Annotated in this window: 3 protein-coding genes; 1 reads left to right on the plus strand and 2 read right to left on the minus strand. The window is 38.7% G+C overall.

The window, feature by feature from the left end:
* On the minus strand, positions 1-855 hold an 855-nt coding region (locus AC1DPQ_RS18465; protein ID WP_477610480.1), incomplete at its 3' end, for a Gfo/Idh/MocA family protein.
* A 342-nt stretch (positions 856-1197) separates the two neighbouring features.
* Positions 1198-3864, minus strand: a complete 2667-nt coding sequence (locus AC1DPQ_RS18470) for a valine--tRNA ligase (RefSeq protein ID WP_477610481.1) — start codon at positions 3862-3864, stop codon at positions 1198-1200.
* Between the two features lie 210 nt (positions 3865-4074).
* On the opposite strand from AC1DPQ_RS18470, the gene AC1DPQ_RS18475 reads away from it, so the two are divergent.
* The gene (locus tag AC1DPQ_RS18475) at positions 4075-4497 is read left to right on the plus strand and encodes a DoxX family protein (protein ID WP_477579002.1); all 423 of its coding nucleotides are present in this window, start codon (positions 4075-4077) and stop codon (positions 4495-4497) included.
* Positions 4498-4628: the final 131 nt, after the last annotated feature.

The following is a 4628-nucleotide window of genomic DNA, read 5'->3' on the forward strand; positions in this document are numbered from 1 at the left end:
GGTGTAAATACCTCCGTTTGCCACTACACTTCGCGGATGTTTTAAATTGGTAAACCAATGTACGGTATCAATCTGGTGCGACATCCATTGCCCTGGCATACCTGAAGAATATGGCCAGAACAAGCGGTATTCTAAATATTTTCTTGGGTCGAAGGCTTCGTTTGGTCGGTTCAATAAGAATCTTTTCCAATCGATATCTTCTTCTTTTAATTTGGCTACTAAATCAGGTCTGCGCCATCTGCCTGGCTGGTTTACATTCCATACTAAATCTACAGCAGTTATCGGCCCAAATTTTCCATCCTGAATAAATTTTGCTGCATTGGTATAATTCTCTCCACTCCTTCTTTGCGAACCAATCTGCACAATCTGTTTGCTTGCTTTAACGGCTTTAAATGCCGCTTTCGCATCGTCCATGGTTTCGGCAAAGGGTTTTTCTACATAGGCGTCACAACTGGCTTTTACGGCCTCGATGGTGTGAAGTGCATGCTGAAAATCGGCAGTACTGATAATTACGGCATCAAGATCTTTTGTAGCATAAAGCTCATCGTTGTTACGGCAGGCTTTAATATCGTGACCAAATTTTTGTTTTAAATGGGCAATTCCTAAATCTCTCCGGTAGTTCCATAAGTCAGAGAGACCAACAATGTCGAAGTTTAATTCCTTGTTGTGGTTCAGGAAACAAGGCAAAAGGGTGTCTTTAAAGCGATCAGAAAACCCAACAACGCCCACGCGTACCCTATCATTTGCACCGATGATGCGTCMATAACTTTTGGCGCTCATGCCCATGGTACCTGCATAGGTTGCTGCAGCAAATATTGCCGATTGCTTAATAAATTTTCTTCTGGAATTTTCCATTTGAGGATATTAGGTTAGATTAACGCTTAAATAGTTTACGATCTGATAGATCGTTTTAACAAAATCTAAAATATGGTTAATAAAAACAAACCATAAATATTCGCAAGTAATATTTTTGACACCTTATCTTGAAATAATGGCTTACAATCGTATTAACCTTAAATAAATAGCCAAAAAGCCAATATTTAAGGCAATAGCATGCTTTTATCGATATCTAGGAAAACGTTTGAAATAATTTATTCTTATTTAGCTAGTTTTAATTAACTGTAAGTAAAAAAGCCTTTCAGAAAATAATCTGAAAGGCTTTTTAGGGTTACGATCGCAACGGCTGTAAAGTTATTATTATCCTAAAACCGCTAAACTTTCTTCAATAATTTTGATTTTAGCTTCAGCGTCGGCTTTTTTATTCCGTTCGTTTGCAATAATTTCCGGTTTTGCATTCTGTACAAAGCGTTCGTTGCTCAATTTAGAATCTACCGACTTTAAAAAGCCCTGTAAATACACTAAATCGGCATTTAAACGCTCACGTTCCGCTTCTACATCAATGTTTTCTGTCAGAGGGATGAAAAATTCATCTTTGCCAGCCATAAAAGCAGTTGCGCCGACAATTTTATCGTTTACAATTTCCGCTTCTGATACATTGGCCAATTTGAAAACAATGTTCAACCATTTTTCATAATCAAGATCAGAATTTATTTTGATGCTTAAAGGCAACGCTTCTTTAGGAGAAATTTGCTTCTGGTTCCTAACATTTCTAATTTCGGCTACCACGGTTTTAATTACCTCTGCATCTTTCAATAATTGCGCATCAAAAGCCCCGCCTTTCGGGAATTCTGCAACAATACAGCAATCCATTTCTCCACGTTCGGCAAACAGATCATCATGCCACAGCTCTTCAGTTAAGAAAGGCATGTTCGGGTGTAATAATTTGATGATATTTTCGAAGAAACCGACTGTAGCTTTAAAACTCTCCGCATCAATCGGTTGCTGATAAGCTGGCTTAACCATTTCTAAATACCAGGCACAGAAATCATCCCAAACCAGTTTGTAAGTGATCATTAATGCTTCCGATAGACGGTATTGCTTAAAGTTAGCTTCAATTTCTACCAAAGCTTCGTTAAAGCGGTTTTCGAACCAAGATATGGCCTGGGTATTTGGGTTCGTTAAGCTTTCGTCAACTTCCCATCCTTTTACCAAACGGAAAGCATTCCATATTTTGCTGGCGAAATTACGTCCCTGTTCGCAGTAACTTTCATCGAACATTAAATCGTTTCCGGCAGGTGACGACATTAACATCCCCACACGAACGGCATCGGCACCATACTTTTCGATCAATCCAATCGGATCAGGTGAATTACCCAACGATTTAGACATTTTACGTCCTAATTTATCGCGTACAATACCGGTTAAATATACATTCGTAAATGGTTTTTTACCCATAAACTCATGTCCGGCCATAATCATACGGGCCACCCAGAAGAATAAAATTTCAGGCGCTGTAACCAGATCGTTGGTTGGATAATAATAATTGATGTCTTTATTTTCAGGATTTTTAAATCCGTCGAAAACCGAAATCGGCCATAACCATGACGAAAACCAGGTATCCATCACATCGTCGTCCTGTCTTAAAAATGGCTCTAACTGATGTTTGAATCCAGCTTTTTCTGTTTCTGAACAGCTTTCATCCAAATGTTTTTTCTTCCAGAATTCTTCTAATGCTTCATCTTTAGTTTTAGCAACCACCCAATTCCCTTTATCATCGTACCAGGCCGGGATTCTCTGGCCCCACCACAACTGGCGACTAATGTTCCAATCGCGGACATTCTCCATCCAATGGCGGTACGTATTTTCAAATTTATTTGGAATCAGGTTTACTTCTCCATTTAATACATCATCCAAAGCTGGTTGTGCCATTTCTTTCATCTTCACAAACCATTGCATGGAAAGTTTTGGTTCGATAGCGGCATCTGTACGTTCAGAAAAACCAACCTGCGATTTATAATCTTCAACTTTGTCCAAATGCCCAGCTTCTTCCAGCATTTTAGCAATTTTTTTACGGGCAACAAACCTGTCTTCGCCCACTAAAATAACCGCTAATTCATTTAAAGTTCCATCATCGTTTAAGATATCGGTAACTGGTAAATTGTGCTTAACGCCAAGCTCATAATCGTTCAGATCGTGCGCTGGCGTAACTTTTAAACAGCCTGTACCAAACTCAATATCAACGTATTCATCCTCAATAACCGGAATTTCATGATTAATCAGCGGCACAAAAACCTTTTTACCTTTTAAATGTGTAAAACGTTCGTCGTTCGGGTTGATACAGATTGCTGCATCGGCCATAATCGTCTCCGGACGGGTTGTAGCTATCGTTAAAAACTGGTCTCCCGTTCCCGAGATCAGGTATTTAATGTAATATAGTTTTTGATTTACTTCCTTACGGATTACTTCTTCGTCAGAAACCGCAGTTTTACCAGCTGGATCCCAATTTACCATACGGATACCACGGTAAATCCAGCCTTTTTTGTACAAGTGGATAAATGAATCGATCACCGCTTCAGAAAGATCTTCTTCCATGGTGAAACGGGTACGGTCCCAATCGCAACTAGCACCCAGTTTCTTTAACTGTTCTAAAATAATACCACCGTATTTCTCTTTCCACTCCCAGGCATATTTCAAAAATTCTTCACGCGAAAGATCTTTTTTGTTAATCCCCTGCTCCTTCAACATCGCCACAACTTTTGCTTCAGTAGCAATAGAGGCATGGTCAGTCCCTGGCACCCAACATGCATTTTTACCTTGCATACGGGCTTTACGGATCAATACATCCTGAATGGTATTGTTAAGCATATGCCCCATGTGCAGCACACCAGTAACATTTGGTGGTGGAATGACGATGGTGTAAGGTTCGCGTTCATCGGGTTCGGAGTGGAAAAATTTCTTCGATAGCCAATAGCTATACCATTTATCTTCTGTTTCTGCAGGATTGTACTTGGTGGATATGCTCATGAAAAATTATTCAATATCAATTTGAGTGGCAAAAATACGTTTTTAAGGGCAAAAATTAAAGCAGAAATCGTTTGAAAGCAAGCATAGAAGTGAAATATTATAGTAGAAGCGCCCACTATTTAATTCATCTTTCCGTCGATAATTGTATTTTAGTGTACACCAAATACTCATTACAAAGATTTGCTCCGCCATAAAACCATTTAAACTACCATGACTCCAAAAAACCTCAAAATTGGCTATGCCATATTGCGTGTATCAATAGCCATCATTTTATTATCACACAGTGTGTTTGGCATGTTTGATGGCGGAATTAATGATTTTGGCAATCTCTATTTGAATAAAGTTGGGTTCGCGCCTTATGGGATAGCAATTGCCTGGCTAATTAAACTGTCGCATGTAGTTTGTGCAGTGCTTTTAATCATGAACAAATATATCCGAGCAGCATGTTTTGCAACAATTATCGTATTGATTATGGGAATAATTATGGTACATTTTAAGGAAGGCTGGTTTGTTGTAGGTGGCGGAAGAAACGGCATGGAGTATAACTTCGTACTCATATGCATATTAACCGCTATTATGTTTTTGAATGCTGATTCGAACGATACAACACAAAAATCAAAAGTGAAAAAATAAGTTATTCGATATCCTCAAAAACATCATCTAATTCCAATTCAAAACCTGGTAATACCGATGAAGTTATTTTTTCGCTGTGGGTAAATATTTTAGAAGGCTGAAATTTGCCCGAATCATGAAGGGTGTAAATG

The sequence above is a fragment of the Pedobacter sp. 01T416_2 genome (assembly GCF_056398925.1).